The 14935-nt window shown below is 55.5% G+C and carries 16 protein-coding genes; 15 read left to right on the top strand and 1 reads right to left on the bottom strand.

What is annotated here, in order from left to right; genetic code table 11:
• Positions 1 to 154: 154 nt before the first annotated feature.
• Together LC531_RS21165 and LC531_RS21175 are read left to right on the top strand one after the other, a co-directional pair.
• Complete coding sequence (locus LC531_RS21165; RefSeq protein WP_223654103.1) at positions 155 to 4150, top strand: sacsin N-terminal ATP-binding-like domain-containing protein; 3996 nt, start codon at positions 155 to 157, stop codon at positions 4148 to 4150.
• A 572-nt stretch (positions 4151 to 4722) separates the two neighbouring features.
• Positions 4723 to 5517 carry a hypothetical protein gene (locus LC531_RS21175; protein ID WP_223654105.1) on the top strand — a complete coding sequence of 265 codons (795 nt, stop codon included), beginning with the start codon at positions 4723 to 4725 and terminating at the stop codon, positions 5515 to 5517.
• Positions 5518 to 5566: 49 nt separating this feature from the next.
• Here the strand turns inward: LC531_RS21175 and LC531_RS21180 are convergent, their stop codons facing one another.
• Positions 5567 to 6694, bottom strand: coding sequence for a replication initiation protein (locus LC531_RS21180; RefSeq protein ID WP_223654106.1), 1128 nt, complete (start codon positions 6692 to 6694; stop codon positions 5567 to 5569).
• Positions 6695 to 7480: 786 nt separating this feature from the next.
• On the opposite strand from LC531_RS21180, the gene LC531_RS21185 reads away from it, so the two are divergent.
• From LC531_RS21185 to LC531_RS21245, 13 genes are all read left to right on the top strand, one after another.
• On the top strand, positions 7481 to 8524 hold the full coding sequence (locus LC531_RS21185) for an LPD29 domain-containing protein (protein ID WP_223654109.1): 1044 nt from the start codon (positions 7481 to 7483) through the stop codon (positions 8522 to 8524).
• A 263-nt stretch (positions 8525 to 8787) separates the two neighbouring features.
• Positions 8788 to 9144 (top strand): hypothetical protein, encoded by a 357-nt coding sequence (locus LC531_RS21190; protein WP_223654110.1) that lies wholly within the window; start codon positions 8788 to 8790, stop codon positions 9142 to 9144.
• A 93-nt stretch (positions 9145 to 9237) separates the two neighbouring features.
• Positions 9238 to 9543: a hypothetical protein gene (locus tag LC531_RS21195; protein ID WP_223696466.1), complete on the top strand. Its 306-nt coding sequence runs from the start codon at positions 9238 to 9240 to the stop codon at positions 9541 to 9543.
• A gap of 387 nt (positions 9544 to 9930) precedes the next feature.
• The gene (locus LC531_RS21200) at positions 9931 to 10218 is read left to right on the top strand and encodes a hypothetical protein (protein WP_223654112.1); all 288 of its coding nucleotides are present in this window, start codon (positions 9931 to 9933) and stop codon (positions 10216 to 10218) included.
• Between the two features lie 52 nt (positions 10219 to 10270).
• Positions 10271 to 10612, top strand: coding sequence for a hypothetical protein (locus LC531_RS21205; protein WP_223654113.1), 342 nt, complete (start codon positions 10271 to 10273; stop codon positions 10610 to 10612).
• A 34-nt stretch (positions 10613 to 10646) separates the two neighbouring features.
• Positions 10647 to 10991, top strand: coding sequence for a hypothetical protein (locus LC531_RS21210; protein WP_223654114.1), 345 nt, complete (start codon positions 10647 to 10649; stop codon positions 10989 to 10991).
• A 57-nt stretch (positions 10992 to 11048) separates the two neighbouring features.
• Positions 11049 to 11543 (top strand): hypothetical protein, encoded by a 495-nt coding sequence (locus LC531_RS21215; protein ID WP_223654115.1) that lies wholly within the window; start codon positions 11049 to 11051, stop codon positions 11541 to 11543.
• 81 nt (positions 11544 to 11624) lie between these two features.
• Complete coding sequence (locus LC531_RS21220; protein ID WP_223654116.1) at positions 11625 to 11897, top strand: hypothetical protein; 273 nt, start codon at positions 11625 to 11627, stop codon at positions 11895 to 11897.
• A gap of 53 nt (positions 11898 to 11950) precedes the next feature.
• Positions 11951 to 12343, top strand: coding sequence for a hypothetical protein (locus tag LC531_RS21225; protein ID WP_223654117.1), 393 nt, complete (start codon positions 11951 to 11953; stop codon positions 12341 to 12343).
• A gap of 167 nt (positions 12344 to 12510) precedes the next feature.
• Entirely contained in the window at positions 12511 to 12822 is a 312-nt protein-coding gene (locus LC531_RS21230) for a type II toxin-antitoxin system HigB family toxin (RefSeq protein WP_223654119.1), read from the top strand.
• Positions 12823 to 12871: 49 nt separating this feature from the next.
• Positions 12872 to 13222 (top strand): hypothetical protein, encoded by a 351-nt coding sequence (locus LC531_RS21235; protein ID WP_223654121.1) that lies wholly within the window; start codon positions 12872 to 12874, stop codon positions 13220 to 13222.
• A gap of 99 nt (positions 13223 to 13321) precedes the next feature.
• Entirely contained in the window at positions 13322 to 13639 is a 318-nt protein-coding gene (locus tag LC531_RS21240; RefSeq protein ID WP_223654123.1) for an antitoxin VbhA family protein, read from the top strand.
• Between the two features lie 52 nt (positions 13640 to 13691).
• Positions 13692 to 14843 carry a Fic family protein gene (locus LC531_RS21245; protein WP_223654125.1) on the top strand — a complete coding sequence of 384 codons (1152 nt, stop codon included), beginning with the start codon at positions 13692 to 13694 and terminating at the stop codon, positions 14841 to 14843.
• The last annotated feature ends 92 nt before the right edge of the window (positions 14844 to 14935 follow it).

Here is a 14935-nt window from a genome sequence, read left to right on the forward strand (position 1 = left end):
CGCGGCAACCGGCAGGGAGCCGCCCAACGTACTGATGGCTACGTAGCATATAGTCAAGCTACTGTCAGCAGTGCTGGGCGGCTCCTGTGCCCGCGCCAACTGGTCGGGATGGTTATACTTGCTTTTCCGTTCTGTTAATCCGACCCTATTGAGCATGAGCCAGCAAGCTTTTCTGCAAGAAATCTATAACCAGCGCTCCGACTACAAATACCCCAGCCAGGCTTACACGGCCGCGCGCATGCTCAAAACGGTGTCCGCCGACATCTACTCGGAAAGCTACCGCTTCCTGTTCGAGCTGATTCAGAACGCCGACGATGCGGCCCTGGGGGCGGAAAACGAATTACACTTTGAATTCCTGCCAGGATTTCTGGTGGCCTGCCACCGGGGCAAGCCGTTTGCCGAGGCCGATATTGAGGCCATCACCGATGCGGATGCCAGCACCAAGGCGGCCGATCCGACCAAGACGGGCTACAAGGGCATCGGCTTCAAGTCGGTGTTTGCCCGCTCCAAGCAGGTGTTCATCTGGTCGGGCGGCTACCAATTCAAGTTCGACCAGCAGGTCAATCTACCGGGTTACCCCTGGCAGGTCATTCCCATCTGGGTAGAGGCCGACGAACTGCCCACGGAGCTGGCGGGCTTTGTGGCGCAGGGCAGCTACTCGGTGTACACCTGCCTGGCGCTGGCCGACACCAGCGACTTGCAGGCTGATTTAGCCCGGCTGCTTGACCCGCAACTGTTGTTGTTTCTACGGCGGGTGCGGCGCATCTCGGTAGCGGTCCCTGGGCAGCCTGCCTACGCGGTAACGCGGCGTTGCGTCCAGACGCTGCCGGCCTACCAGCAACTGGAGCTGCTCGACCAGCAGCAGCGCCCGACCACCTGGCTGCTGAAGACCTTTGACCAGCTGCCGGTGCCAGCCGACTTGCGGCAGCTGCTGGCCAAGGACGAAAAAACGCCGGAAAAGCTCCGGCTGGCTACCATGACGGAAGTGGCCTTTGCCGCTCGGGTAGCGGACGGCCAGTTGGTGGCGCTGCCCCCCGACGAGAGCCGCCTTTACACGTACCTGCCCACCGAGGAACTCGGTTTTGGCTTTCCCTTTTTAGCCAACGGTACGTTTCTGACCACCTCCTCGCGGCAGGCGCTGCACACGGACTCGCGTTGGAACCAGTGGCTGTTCGGCGTGCTGGCCGTCAAGCTGCTCGACTGGTTGGAGCTGCTGGCCCGCACTGATTACGCCCTGCAACTGCTTACCCTGCTGCCCAAGCGCTTCAACAGCGGTGGCCAGGTGCTCAAGCAGCGCTTCGACCAGGGGATTGAGGGGGCGATTGGGCACCGGAAGCTGGTGGTAGGGACTGACTTAAAACCCAGCACGATTAAGGAGAGCTTGCTGGATGAAACCGGCCTGGCCACGCTGCCTTTTTTAGCGCCGGCGACGCTGCTTACTTTCTGGGCGGCGCACACGGCCGGCGATGCCCCACCAGTCAGCCTCGTGCACGCTGATTTTGCGCACGCCACCCGGTTGAAGACTTCTGGTCTGGCTAGCTTTCAGTTAGAGCACGTTGAGGCGTTCTTCCGGTCGGCCGCCTTCACGGCGCAGCATGTCGTCGCCGACAACTTTGCCCTGATTGCCTACTTCAAGCAGAAAGCCGAGGCGGATGCCACGGGCGACTGGCTGGCTACACTGCCCGAGCTGCCCTTCATTTACGATGAGAACCAGGTACTGCGCGTACCGGCTACGGGGGTGTGCTTTCCGGCCGAAGTCGGTACTGCTTCCACCGAGCTGGGAGCCATTCCCGTTATTCACCCGCTGGTAGCTGCCCAGCTGCAAGCAGATGCCCCGCTGCACAAGTGGCTGGAAAAGCTAGGCGTGCAGCGGCCCTCCGAGCTGGCCTACATTACGAACGTGCTGGTGCCCGCCCTGCGGGCCGGCGAGACGGTAGTTACGGCCGACAACTACCTAGCGGTAACCAACTACCTGCTGCGCCTCAACCAGGAAGGCAAGCTGAGCAGCGAGTTGGTAGAGGCCCTGCGCGAACTGCCGCTGAAAACCAACGAGGGGCAGTTCGTCGCGGCGCAGCTTTGCTACCTGGCCAGCGCCTACCACCCACTGCTGGCGCTGGAGCCGGTTATCGAAGACCTGGAGTTTGTAAGCGACGATTACATGGCTAACGGAGCCGGCTGGCTGGAGTGGCAGCAGTTTTTCCGGCGTTTAAAAGTCAAGGACCGCATCGAACTGGAGGCCATCACGGCCAACAACACGCTGACGGCGCTGGCACCCATTACCAACCAAGCTTGGTTGACTGCCGCCGAGGCACAGGCCTTTCGCAGCTCCTACGGCGGCTTCGGATTTGGCCCGCATAACCAGATTACGGGCCTGCGCCTGCCGTCGTTCTTGAACCTGACCGCCAGCAATCTGGCTTACAGCAAGCTGTTCTGGCAAACCCTGCTCAAACAGGAAGCTACGCCCGCCCCGCTCATCGCCAAGGTGACATATTACTACGGGATGGGCCGGGGAAAAAATTCTTATCCCGCCGCCATCGACACGTACTTCACTTGGTTTGTAGCCGAGCAGCCGTGCATACCCACTACCCTGGGCGAGCTGCGGCCGGCGCGGGAGGTGCTGATTAATAACAAAGACATTGAGGAAATAGGCCGGCACTACCTGCCCATTTTCGACTGCACCATCCGCCCTAATCAGCACTGGCGCGACGTGCTGAAGCTGCGCGTGCAGCTGCAGACCACTGACTATCTCACCATCCTCAGCCGCATTGCCACCGAAGGCGAGCAGCGCCCCCCGAATTCGCGGGTGCTCAAAATTATCGGCTTGGTGTACAAGGAACTCGGCCGCATCGCGCACAGCGGCACGCCCGACACCCAGATTACCATCCGGGAATGGGCGAAGCAGAATCGCCTGCTCAGCAGCGCCCTGGCCTTCGAGCGGCCGGCCGACCTGCTGCTCATCAGGCTGGCCGGCTTTGCTGACCTGGCCGGGCAGGTAAAAAGCGTGTACGTGCCCACGACCATCGAGAAGGAGTCGGAAGAGTTTGCCGCGTTGCTGGAAGCGCTGGACATCCGCATCGTGGAAAGTTACACGCCCAACGTGCTGGGCGCCCAGCCCGAGTTCAGCCTGCGGGAAAAGCTGCTGGCGATTCTGCCCGCGCTCGTCGCCCTGCACGAGAAAAAGCGCTACGTGGACTTTACGGAAAGTTACCAGCAGGCCCGGCAGCAACTCCTTTCCACTACCTTCTACCAGGCTACCTCGGTGCGGCTGTGCTTTACCAACAAAGGACAGCTTATAGAAAGCAATCCGCTGGATGTGCTGCATGAGCCGCCAGCGTTCTTTTTCACGGCTCCCTGGCAAAGTCCGCTGGCTTTGTACTGGCTGCTCCCCGAATTGGAAAACTTGCTGTTGCTGCCCCACCTGCGCCAGGAATTGCACCTGTTGCTCCAACTCTCGCCTACTGAAGCCCAGCCCTGGCTGGCCGCGCAGGGCATCGAAGTCATCGCCTTGCTGGCCCGCAGCCTGGCGGTAGCAGCCCAGGCACCCACCGTGGAAGCAGTGATGGCCCCCGTGCCCGCTTACGTAGCCGTGTCGGGAGCGGAGGCCGCCCTACCACCGCCGCCCCCGGCCGTAGCAGGCTGGTCGTTCCAGCCCGCTGCCACCCCCGGCGAAGCAGCCAGCGCCGGTGGGCCAATGAGTGCAGGCAGCTGGCGCTCAGCTATGGTTGACCTACCGGAGCCCGCCGGTGTCAGCTACCCGAGCGACCGGCTCACCAGCGAAGAAGACCGCAACGCCATCGGCCGCTGGAGCGAGGAGTTCGTGCGGGACCGCCTCGTGCGTGAGCCGGGCCGCTACAGCGTCGTGGAGTGGGTGAATGAACACGCGGAAAGCAGCTTACCTTACGACTTCCGGGTAGTCGAAAACGGCGTAGAAAAATTCCTGGAAGTAAAAGGCACCCCGTCGCCCAGTAAGGCGGAGTGCTACTTCTCGGCGGCGGAGTGGCAGTGGCTGTTTGCGCACCAGGAGCACTATGCCATTTACCGGGTTTACGACGCGGGCAAACCCACGGCCCGCGTCGAAATAGAGGAAAACCCCAGCCAGCGCCTCTACCGGGGCGAGTTACTGCCGCAGCCTATCATACTGATTCTCTGACAAGCGCGGAGCTGATGGAAAGTTTGCAGGCAGGTGAGCGCTGGCGGCCTGGCTTTGTTGAGTGGTAAACCTTAGCTACTTGCTTCCTAGGCTACCGGTACCTGTGCCCGCTGGAAGGTAAGCGGCGTTCCGCTGGTATGCTTTTTAAAGAAATTGTTGAAGTAGGTAGGGTACTCGAACCCTAAGCTGTACGCAATTTCGCCCACGCTTCAGTCCGTATGCGCCAGCAGCAGGTAGGGGTTCTCGTTGCAACGGACCGAAAAATTATCATAATCCATAAAGTACTGTTTATCAACTCATTTTGCTAATACCTCAGAAAACGTTCGTTTTAAGAGGCGCGGAGTAGTTAGGAAAAAAAGTGGCTTGTATTATGCTTTTTATTGCCGTCTCACAAATCAACGAGTCACCTCGGGGTTCCTTAGTGAGATAACGAGACCCTTACCGTAATTTCTCGCCCCGTTGTAACGAGAACCCCCATTATCAGCCGTAAAGAATCATGTCTAAAATTCAGTGCTGACACTGATGCAGAGCATTGTGGCCAGAAATAATTTTGGCTAATAATTTTTGTAACTATGAAAAGCTTACTGATTCTGGTACTGCTACTCGTTTCTAATTTAGCCTACTCACAAACCATTCCGTACTTAAGAGCCATTTTCTTAAATCCTAATGTATACTATACTAAAGTAGATTTGAAATTAACTCAATTCTCTGATGATGATGGTAAATTATTGGACGTGCCAAAAGAAGTTGTTTTAAAACCTACGTCTGGATTAACTATCAGGTATAAAATTGCTGGTATAGATGGTGATTATACAATAATCGAATTATTACCAATAGTTAAGATTAATAGTGATAATACTATCACGGCTGAAGACCCATCCAATGAAGATGATAATGCAGCGAACTATGTATATTATATAAAATCGAAGGATTTTGGTTTAAATCAAAAAATTATATTGAGCGAAAAAATTGTTGGTACGCCCCTTATTTTTCCTTATAAACTGAGACTGCAAGATAAAGGAGACGGAGCATCCATTACAACAGATTTTACGGTGGGATATACTTTCGGCTTACGCCTAAAAACCAGCTCAATACCATATAAGCAAAACTTTTTTACGATTATACCATATGGATTTGGATTAGGTTCTACGAAATACTTTTACCAAAAAAGTGACGGCACTTATTCTGATAAAAAAGATGGGGTAGCCATAACTTATTATACTGGAGGTCTTTTATGGACAATAAATAAAGTTAACGTAGGATTGTTTGCAGGTCGTGATGCCATGATTGATAAGCAAAATAACTGGGCATATCAAGGAAAATGGTGGCTTTCATTCGGACTCGGATACAAATTCAAAACCGATTAATGACTAATCTGGAGTTTGTGCGTATTCTGATTATATATAATATACTAAATTAATTCGTCTCATCAGCCTCACCAAACAGGCCCAGCTGCAATTCCTGTCGCACTTCCAGCGCTTCGGCTTTCTGTTGGTCCAGAACCTGCTTCGCGGCCCGTGTAAGAGCCGTATTGCAGTATTTTTCCTTGCTGTTGATTCGGTCGGTCGGGTGAGTTGCTTTCAAATCCCATTCGTGCAGGATTTTCAGCACACCCTCGCGGCCTAGGGTAGGGGCACAGCGGGCGATGTTCTTATCCGTCACTTTCCAAGACCGCAGGCGTTCGATGATGCTCTTGGTAGTGGGGTTGTTGAGCCAGGAATCTGGGATTCTATTCTGCTGCTTATGTACCAGCTCGAAGCGCAGGCGCACGATTTTCGGCCGGCCGCGCAGCGTTCGGCCGGTTTCGGAAATGGTCTTCATCGTGAAAGCCACGTCGGTATCGGCCAGCTCTGCGAGCGGCTCGGTGCTGGTGCGTAGAATCAAGTCTTTCACCAGCGGGTACTTCATTAGCACCTGCCCGTCTTTGTCCTTCTTAGGCTGCCGGCGCTTGTCGAGCACCGGGCCGCAGTCCATGAGCAGGCGGTAGTCCTCGATATCTACCTCCCAAAATCCTGTGTCCTTAAAGGCCGACAATATCTCGAAGAAGCGCATCGAGTACCAGCTTTTGAGGCGCATGTATTGCGTCAACTCGTAGGAAGTATAGTGCGCGACGTTGATAAAGTAGTCTGCCAGCGCCGGGTTCAGTGGTATGGTAATTATGGAATCTTTGTAACCCGCCGTTTCCTCCTTAGTCGTATCCAGCAGGTGCCGGCCCCGCCACTCCTTCTTGTCGGGGCTCTCAAAGTACCAAACCGTCGTGAGTAGCTCCACGATGGCCCCCTGCACCTCATTGTAAACTGCTCGCCGCGTGATGCCAGTGTGCTCTACCACATCTTCTATCCGCATTTGGTAGAAGGGCCGCAAGGCGTAATCATCGTCCCTAATCTGGTCGAGCACCCGCGCCATTATCCGCTTGGCCGCGACGCTCATTTTACTCTGCCGCGAGAACGTAACATTCCAGTGCTGCTTGACTAGATGCTTGTGCACCGGCTCATAAACCAGACCCAGGGGGAGGGTAACAAGGGAGCTGTTTTTGTTGCTCATGGCGGATTGAATCTGGGTGGGATAGATAGAAACCAGAGAGGCCGAAGCTCCTGGGACAAGGCGAAGATAGTAGTAAAAAAGGACAAGCTAAATCACTTGTCCTAAATAGTGACTGCATCTGTCCTTTTAATCGGAAGAAAGTGACTGTGTTTGTCCTTTTAATACCCACCTAGGATGACTGTGTTTGTCCTTTTAATACCCACCTAGGATGACTGTATTTGTCCTTTTAATGCCATTTACTCCTTATAGTAAAACTATTTTGTCGTTTTTAAAAGACAATCAAGTTTTTTTCCTAACTATTTAGTCTCGAAAAAAAAGGGGCATTAAGAAGTGTGGATAACCTCGGAAAAAGAACAAACAAAACAGTCCAAATTAGTATAAACCGCAAAAACCGGGATTGCACTTTTCTACTATTTTGTGCTACTATTTTAATATTGGTTAGTACCCATCTCCAGCTAGTGCTTTGTACTTGAGAATAAGTTGAGCGAGCAGCCAGACTATCCAGGGCTGCGCGGCGCTCCAATCCTTCAGACAACTCCCGTTGGTAACTCCCTAGCCATCCCTGCCGCGAACAAAAGGAAACGCACCAGCCCCAACCAACGGCAGAAATTAGTGGCGACAACGCCCTAAACTGACCAGAAAAAGAAACAAAAGGGGAAAAACATCAACCGCACTAATAAAAAGATGTAAAAAATACGTAAATAAAGATGTATTTTATGCAACATTGAAGAGGGGTTTTGCGTTTAATAGATATAAGTAGCAAGCACAAAATCAGTCTTTTAAGTTATGAAAGCCACCAGCCAAGGCCTTGCTCAACTTCGCAAGTATTTCACCGATAATGCCCGGCAGGTGCAGGTAGAAGGGGTAGCCGACGCAGTAGCGGTGGGCTACGTGCGCCACTACGGCAACCAGTTTTCTTATGCTGTTTTTTATGGCAAACAGGCCAAGCCCGCCAAGCATTACAGCGCCAAGGACGAGGCCCAGGCTGAGCAGCGTATCATCGAGCTACTAACCCAGGCCGGCAAGGTGGCCGCGCTGAAGGCTGAGGACCGCAAGAAGAGCCGCGCCCCCTTCCATGACCGCCAGGAGGGCGAGGTAACTTGCCGCAGCTACACCGTCACCGGCACCGCGCAACTTATCCGCGAGGCCCTGAAAGCAGCTTTTCCAGGCGTGAAGTTCAGCGTAACCTCAGATAGCTTCGCCAACGGCACCAGCGTAAGCATTGCTTACACCGACGGGCCGAGCCGCAGGCAGGTAGAGCAAGTGTACGCTCCTTTAGAGAGTGGCCAGTACAACAGCCAGGAGGAAATTTACGAGTACAGCCGCGAGGCAACGACTATCGACAGCACCGGCAAACTCTTTCGCATGAGCTACGGGGCCAAGTACATTAGCGAGAGCCGCAGTTATTCGCCAGCTTATGGCTTTTTCCTGAACTCGCTGAACTTGTGCCAGGCCCCAACGCTGGCCGAGCAGTTCGCCGCGTTCGAGAGCTGGCACCGCGCTCAGCGTTACGAGATGCAGACGAGTTGGGGCGAGAACGCCGATACCTACACCGTAAGCAGCACCAGCAGCCACGGCGACCTAGAGCGGTTTGCCGAGGCCCTGACCGTGCAGGGCTACACCGTGCGCCTTACCAAAGTTGGCGACGAGCTGACACTGAGCACCCGTAGCGCCGGCAGCACCCAGGCCGCGCCAGTGGTTGAGCCGGTGGCCACGTCCGACGAAACCGACCGCGAGTATTACGCCGCCGAGATGCAATGGCTAGCCGACCCCAGCCAGGACCGCACCGACCACGAATTTGAGGCGGCAGAGCGTAGCTGGCTGGCATAAGGCAGTTGCCCCCCCTACGGGGGGAGAGGGGCCAGGCCGGGCGGGGCCGCAAACAAGAGGAATTTGCAATTGTAAAAAGTTAGTGGGTAGGCCGGCCGAACTGCCCCGCGTTGCAATTGTAAAAAGGAACAAAAGGAAAAAAACCCATCTTCCGTGCCAGAAAAAAGTGTAAAAAATGCGTAAATAAAGATGTATTTTATGCAACATTATAGGAGTGTTTTGCGTTTAATAAGTATCAGCAACGCATACCAGAGCCCTTTTTTATGAGCACCACGCCCAGCCCCAAGCCCGCAATAGTTGAAGAAGCCTATACCATTCTGATGCAGCTAGGCGGCAATAAGTTTTTGGTAATGACCGGAGCCGATAAGCTGATGGCAGCGGGCCGGACGGAGCACAACCCGAACCCCTGGCTGCGCATGGATCTGCGCAAGAACCAGGCCCAGGTAAACCGGCTGAAAATTACGCTCATGCCTAACGATACCTACACGGTGGAATTTTACCGCCAGGTACTCGTCGATTGGGAGCCGAAAATCAGCCACCAAAAGACGTTTGAAATGGTATACGGCGAGGATTTGCCCGCCCTCTTTACGTCGGTTACTGGCTACGATACCCACCTCTAAGCGCCGCGCCATGCCAGCCCCCCGAGCCCTTACCATCGACCTAGAAGGCCAGCAGGTGAAAGTATATAGAAACCTGAAAATGGCCTTTTTTCGGTGCAGTTCGGGGGGGTAGTAGTGGCCCACCTTACCACGGTGCAGCTTCGCGGCGTGAGCTTCAAAGTGAGCGAGAGCGCCCGCCAGCGGGTACTTGCCCAGCGCCAGCGCAACGTTCACGCCTACGCCATCGGCACCTACACCAGCGCCGCGCAGCCCACGGCCACCGAGCCCATATCCTACAACCCATACCAAGCCGGCCACTTTTTCCGCGTTGAGGACCAGGCTTCGATTCACAGCGCCGCGGCTCTGGTACTCTCCCAAGGCAAAGCTTACGCTAGTGCCCAGGCCAGCCTTTTCTTCTAATCTGCCTTGAAGTGCCGCATTGAGCATTTTCAGTTAGGTGAGGCTTTTAAAGAAAAAAATGGATTAACACACTGACTATCTGTCTAGTGAAAATGACTCCATTTGTCCTATTAATTCCTAATCCATACCTCAATGGGTGCCGACTTGAAAACCTTGCACAGCGCCGTAAACGCATTTTTGAAAGACTGCGGCGCGGCCATGCGTACCGCGAAAGCTTTGAGCCAGGTCTCACGCAATTAGTGGGGGACGGGTTGGGACCGCCGGCACTATTTAGAGCAGCTGGAGCAGTGTACGGAAGGGGCCAGCAGCGAACTGGCACAAGCAGAATCCGACGTTTTAATCTTGTGGGAGGCGCTAGCGCAGGCCCTCGTCAAATAGTTAAGCAGCATGAAAGCCAGCGAAGCCCCTACCATTCAAAGCCCGACGTGGAACGCCTACCGGGGCCGCATAATAGCAGCAATTGCCGACGTGGAAGTGCTGATGCAGCAGCGGGATAAAGGCATCAATTCCGAGGTGCTGACTGAGGAGGTAGCCAAGCGGCTAGGGATAGCGATTGATACCCCTGATGGATATGAGGCCTTGCTTAAGCTCGTGAAGGCTACCCGCGCCATTGCCCGCGAAGGCCTGCGCAGGACCCGCGAGCAGCAAGGCGGCCAGTATGCCTTGCTGCTCTAATTTTTATCTTCTCGTTGCAGTCTACCATTTTTCTAAAATCAGCTTTTATCCAATGGAAACGCCCCACAATCTAGCCGTAGGCGAAGCCGTTTTTTATGCGCGGAAACGAGCCGTTGGCATCATTTACGAAACCTACACCTACGTTGACGGGCCGCAAGCCCGTCCCGGCGTGGGCCTACTGCTGAGCGACGGGCGCAACGTCGGCGGCTTCAATGCCTACGAGACCGACCAGTTCCTATTGCCGCTCGGTGCTACTGGTCTCGACTACCAGTTTACCGACGTGGGCCAGCTCGCTGCCGACTACCAGCGCGGGTTATTCGGGCAAGCATTCCACAACGCCCAGGTAATGTACTTGGCTAAAACGTTGGCCGGCACCCCGACCCAGGGCGAGTAGTCTTTTCCCTCTTGTTCCTTTTGTTCCTTTTGCTATGAGCCTCACCCGTCAGAATGCCCCAATTACCCCCATTTCTGCCCCGCAGTCGGCTTATCTAGCCGTAGAGCAGCAACCGGCTGACGAAACCGAAGCAGAGCGCCTGACGCGGCTACGGCAGCTTATTCAGGCCGCACCCGAGGTAGCGGACCTACGGGATTTTGCCGGCCTAGCCCGCGAGGTGATGGGGGAGGGCTACCTGGTCCACTGCGGCAGCAGTCACGTCTGGCTAAAGCGTGACGACCAAACCGGGCGACTGGCTATTGTTGCCGACCGCCATACCACCCGCTACCGCGATTGGAAAGCGCTAGCCCCGGCTTTGGAAGATACAAGTTCCGAGTAGCGCTTATAAAAAGTGGTTTTTCAGTTGTAGTATTCCCCTTTCTCCCCGCCTCAGTCCATGCACAACTTTCAAAGCCTCCCGAAAAAAGACTGGGTGACCGACTATGGTTTCCGCAAAGCCCTCGAAGCTGACCCCGGCACGATGACGTTTGGGGGAGCAGCGGTTGGGAAGGGCCGGAAAGACATCGTGCCGTACTGGCAGGCCGAAAAAGCTCACTACGCGCTTTGGGAGCTGCTTTTGTACATGGGTAGCCACACCGTGCCGCAAACGCTGGCCTACTTCGATTTGCCAGCCGATACCGTGGATTTTCTACGCTGGGTGTACAACCACGTCTCCCATGAGGAGCGGGAGCGCGTGCAGGACATGATGCAGGGCTTTGCCAGCGGTTTCGACCAGATGAATTTCTTCCCTTACCCCGCGCTGTACGCCATTTGGCAGCGAGCTGACGAGCGCCAGGCGCGGCAGGGCAACGTGCTGGTGTACCTTGACCGCATCACCGAGCCGGATGGGCAGGAGCTGGTGCGACTAGCGGCCCCCTCCTTTTTTGAATAGGCGGAACCGTGGAGCAGGTAGGCCGTAATGTTGCTAAAAATACATAGATTTTCAGCAACATTATCCCTGCTTTTCTGCGCGATGTCTACTAAAAAAGTCCCCTTTGATACTTTGGCCGAGCTTATCCATTCGCTGGGCGAGCGCGGCAAAACGGCCAAGGCCCTCGAAATCAACCCGCGCACCCTGCTCACCCGGATGCAGGACCCAGCCACATTCACCGTGGGCGAGCTGCTGAAGGTGGCTGGCCTGGCTCACGTTGACCTTTCGGTGGTGGCCGCGCTGGCCGAGTACCAAATCAACAACCCAATTGAGCCGCCCGCGCCCATATTAGGTCGCCCAGCGCGTCAGCACTAGCGCTGGCTAGCCTAACTCCTGCCTCAATCATTTCCGATTTAAACGACTTTTATATGGAACTGGAGCAGCTTTTAGAGCCATCCCATCCCGAAGCAGCTATTCACCAGCAGCAGCTAGCGCGCCTGGCGGGCCTGCCCGAGCAGGAGCGTGAGGACGAGGCGCAGCTGCTGCGCTTGGGTAATGCTGCCTACCGCTATCACGCGCTGGCCGATGGCCACCAGACTCCCGCCGATTTTAAGCACTGGCTGGCCGGGCTACCGCCCCGCATGAAGGAGCAGATGGAGCAGGCCGGCTTGGAGGCCGCAGCGGGTAGCTGGGCATTTCGCCGCCACATCCTGGAGCGGCGTAACATCGGCTATGGCGAGTTTATGCAATTAATGCTAGCCCGTGAGGATTGGGAATTTATGCAGCAGCAGTTGCAGACTCCTGGTCAGGATGCGCAGTGAAGTGCTTTGCAATTGCAAAACGATAAGCCGCAGTCGAGGTAGACAATAAGTGCAGACATTTTTGCTAGTAGTAAATTATTTTCGATTATGGTAAATTTATTGCACCTTTGTCGTGTTAGCCACTAAAAAACTAGCTATGAGATAGGAGGTAAAATAATAGACAGATTATGAATGTATTGACTAAAGAAAAGATAAGAAGATATGCTATTGAGCATCTAGACGTAGCAACTGCCATTCTGGAACTCTACGACGATATGAAAGCTGCTAGTTGGGCCAATGCGGCGGAGATAAAGGCTTTTGACCCGAGCGCCACCCACGTAGGCAACGGCCGCTGGGTTTTCAATCTGCTGCGCAACCGCTACCGCGTGGTAGTCAAGATTAACTACTCGCAACTACCCGCCTTTACCGGCCAGATTTTTATCCGCTTCATCGGCACCCACGCGGAGTATGACCGCATTGCCGACATAGCGAATCTATAAGCCAAGGAGTTGCCTCCTAGTCAACTGTAAAACTTTAGAAAACCGTAAAATGACTATCCAAACTGATGCAGAATACCAAGTGGGTATGAGCCGCTTGGAAGCCCTCGATAGTAACAACCCCGCTAACCTCGCCGAGATGGAAGCGTTGGGCAACGCCCTCGAAGCATTTGAGGACAGCCACGGGCACGCGCCGGTACGGCCAGACTCGCTCGTTTTCCGCATGGAGCGATATATGTTTGAGCACCGACTGAAAAAGCACGAACTGGCGCAGCTGCTCGGCATCACGAACAGCCGCCTAAGCGAGGTGCTCAATGGCAAGCGAGCCGTGAACATGGATTTGGGCCGGCGCCTGTACACCAAGCTGCACATTCCCGCCGAGTTTGTGCTGATGCACGCCTAGCCACGAGTTATTGGCGGGCTAGCTGTTTCCGCCGTAGAACCAAGCTCATTGTCGAAGCCCAGGTACACTGCCCCAGTACCCGATTTACCCTCTACCCTCATGAGCTACACCCCCCAATTCTCCGAAGACGAACGCACCCCGCAGCAGCGCCGCGAGGGTGTGAAGTGGGCCGTGGGCGTGGCCATGAGCCAAGGCGGCAGCGCGTCGCCTGAGTTGGCCGCGTTGTACCAACGCTACATCGCCGGTGAAATTGACTTGGCTTTTATCCGAGCTGAGCTTACCCGCCTCTATCCGAAGCAGCCCACGGCGGACCCCCGCTACAAGGACGGCCAGCCCGACCGCTACTATCCGGTGCTCGTGGAGACCGCCCCGCAGCAGTATGAGCAGATAGACATGGAGCAACCTTGGATTGGCTAGCCGCTTGACCCCCATTAGCTAGCCCGGCCCTAGCCGGGCTTTTTTCGCGCGTATGAATAGCCCCGAGCCGCCGCTAGACTTCACTAACCCCGCCGATGGGCTGCTTTACAACATCGTAGGGGCTACTAGCCAAACACACCTTGACCACCTAGAGAAGCAGCTTTCTATTGGCCGGTTTACCGAGTACAGGTTTCCTAAGAGCAACGCACCGGCACCCGACGTACCCGCCCCGTCGACCCCGGCCGTATTCAACGAGCAGTACGCCCGGCACATACACAGCTACTTGTTTCAAGATGTGTACCCGTGGGCCGGCGAAACCCGCGCCGACCGCAATTTTCAGGGCCAGAAGAAGGGCGACCGCGAGGGTTACCTGATGAGCTACGCGCACTACCGGCAGATTAGCCCCGACCTGGCGGCCGTATCGGCACAGCTGAGCCAGGAGAATAACCTAAAAGGGCTTGACAAAGACCAATTTGTGAAGCGGGCCGCCTACTACATGGACCACTACAACCACATTCACGCTTTCCGAGAGGGCAATGGCCGCACGGTGCAGGCGATGTTTTTTGACTTAGGCAAGCAGGCGGGCTATAAGTTGGACCTTACCCCGGAGTACCGCGAGTTCAACCCTGCCCGCGATACTGCCTTGATTGCGGAATCTACCAACCTGCGCAACAATATGGGGCGCTTGGAAGGTCTGCTGGCCCGCCTCGTGCAGCCCCGCGCTGGGAAGGAAGCCGAACTAGCCCGGCACCCGAGCCAGGCGCGGCCACTGGCTGAGCCCACGCTTGCAGTAGTCCGCATTGAGGCGCTGCGCGAGTTGAAAGCCGCCAGCCAGGCCGTGAATATTCGGTTGAACGAGCTGCGCCGGACTAAGGAGGGCGACCCGTTGCACAACGCGCTTTTCATGAACCTTCAGCGCCATGTTACCCCCAAGCCAGAAGCCCTTGCCCAGCTAGCCCCCGCGCTACACCGGCAGGTCGAGGATGCCGCGCAGGCCCCAGCTAAGGTTGGAAACGGCCAGGCGCAGCTTGACCGATTTAGCCGTGCCATCGACCAGGCTGCGCTACTATATGCTGGCCAGAGCCAGCAGCTCATCGTGATACCCCCAGCTCCGGCAGGAGAATCAAGAAGAAAGACTGTGCCGACCACGGAAGTGCAGCAGATAGAAGCCCCCAAGGCGACGCGTCGACGGCCGAAACGGTAGGGGGCTCTGAAGTGGCCTAGTTATGAAATACTTACAGATAGCGGGACTACAAGAGCCGGTTACGAATGACTAGTTAGTGACACTGGTAGCTA

Origin of the sequence: Hymenobacter psoromatis, assembly GCF_020012125.1 — a bacterium.
GTDB classification, from domain to species: domain Bacteria; phylum Bacteroidota; class Bacteroidia; order Cytophagales; family Hymenobacteraceae; genus Hymenobacter; species Hymenobacter psoromatis.